At 58.1% G+C, this 1,893-nt stretch carries 1 protein-coding gene; it reads right to left on the bottom strand.

The genetic code is table 11. From position 1 onward, the window contains the following. Positions 1-59: 59 nt before the first annotated feature. Positions 60-1,547, bottom strand: coding sequence for a group II intron reverse transcriptase/maturase (ltrA, locus tag L2I46_RS28990; RefSeq protein WP_004178082.1), 1,488 nt, complete (start codon positions 1,545-1,547; stop codon positions 60-62). Between the last annotated feature and the right edge of the window lie 346 nt (positions 1,548-1,893).

The following is a 1,893-nucleotide window of genomic DNA, read 5'->3' as shown; positions in this document are numbered from 1 at the left end:
TGTCGCGGTAGGGATACCCGTTACCGGATACCCCCCGCACAGATCCCGGCGTGCGCGATTTACGCACCGGGCTCCTGCCTCGGGTGTCTGGCGGTGAACCGCTCCACAGGCCATGGATGAAGAACCCGAACCCTTGGTAGCCATGCGGCTGCCAGTTTGTTTGCTTTCGTCCAGGTCGTATCATCCTTCTGGCTCCTGCGCCTGAGCGCCCGGCGCCAGAGGTTTGTTACGTGTGTCCTGAACTTCTGCATGGTGGGGAAGTTGCCCGGTACCGAGTGATAGTTCAGGTATCCCTGAACCACTCTCCTGAGCCATTTTCCCTGTTCGGGGATTGAGTAATGCCAGCGCCTTCGCAGACCGTCTTTGATGGCTTTCAGAGTTGCCGTCATCCGATCCCGGCGGGTCTTTCGTATCAGCATGAACCTGCCGTTGCGATCTTTCCCGCTGATGTGCGTGAACCCGAGGAAGTTGAACGTTTCTGGTTTGCCTTTTCCCCTGATGGCACGGTTTTCGGCAGCGAAGCGGCCGAACTCCATCAGACGGGTTTTCTCCGGGTGAACCGTGAGTCCGAACTCCCTCAGTCTGCGCTGCATGGCTATACGGAAGCGCCGGGCATCGTATCGTTTGTCGAACCCGATGACGATGTCATCGGCGTATCTGACCATTACCACATTGCCTGTGGCATAGCGACGTCGCCACTGATGCGCCCACAGATCGAAGACGTAGTGGAGGTATATGTTTGCCAGCAGCGGTGAGATGACCGCACCCTGTGGGGTGCCTTCCTCCGTTGCTCGCCATTGACCCTCCTCCGACGTCCCGGCTGTGAGCCACTTACGTATGAGCCTGATTACCCTCCGGTCGCCGATCCGATGCTCTGTGAACCTGATCAGCCATTCGTGGCTCACCCTGTCAAAGAACTGACTGATGTCGGCATCCAGTACCCAGTTTACGTTAGTGCGTACCAGCCCTGTGGCCAGTGCGTCCAGTGCATCGTGCTGGCTTCGCCCGGGTCTGAACCCGTATGAGAACCCCATAAAGTCGTTTTCATAGACTGCGTTCAGGATTTTCACCAGCGCATACTGGACGATCTTGTCCTCCAGCGAGGCGATGCCGAGCGGGCGTTGTTTTCCATCCGCTTTTGGGATGTAGTGACGCCTGCCGGGCTGCGCCCTGTAGCTGCCCTGATGTAGCCTCCGGTGCAGATCTGTTATGTTGTTCTTCATGTTTCCGGCGTAGTCCATCCACCTGATGCCATCCACTCCGGCGGCCGCTTTCCTGCTCAGGGAGAGGAATGCGGCTTCCAGTGCTTCGACTGTCAGCAGGTGGAACAATGCTGTAAACCGTTCTTTCTTCCGCTGCTTCGCAGCTTCCCGCACGCGTGACAGCCTCTGTGACATGCTTTCCCGGCTCTGTGTCCGGCGCATGTGTGGCTGTTCCGCGTTCCCCTTGGCCCCGCTCCTTCGCTCCACTGACTCCGCTCCTTTCGGGTTGTTCGCCTGCTTCGCCGCTACTATGAGCGAGTCCGACTTCTCCTCTCCGTACATCACCGGCTATGACTCCTCGTCTTCCCGGTGCGGGCCATCTCCGACACTGGCAGATGGTCAGAGGGGAGATCTCCCGGTTCCCGCGTAGAGATCGTATTGACATGCCAGGGTCTCAGACCCCGCCGGGTCCATGTGGCACTCGCAGTATCGCACCCTATGATGTTGCCTTCCGTTAACAGTACAACGTCGGCACCCGGTAATTTAATATACATTTCGTGGCTCAATGGCTGGCCTGTCAACACCCCTGTCAACGCTTCGCCCCATACCTCGCGGTATGCAACGCATGACTCGGGGACCTTGTGGATTGCTGGTCCTTCAATGGTCGGGGACTTTCACCCCTTGATCTCTA

It is taken from the genome of Klebsiella sp. 2019SCSN059, assembly GCF_021739525.1.
Classification (GTDB): Bacteria; Pseudomonadota; Gammaproteobacteria; order Enterobacterales; family Enterobacteriaceae; genus Klebsiella; species Klebsiella quasipneumoniae.
This window is presented reverse-complemented; position numbering and strand designations above follow the sequence as displayed.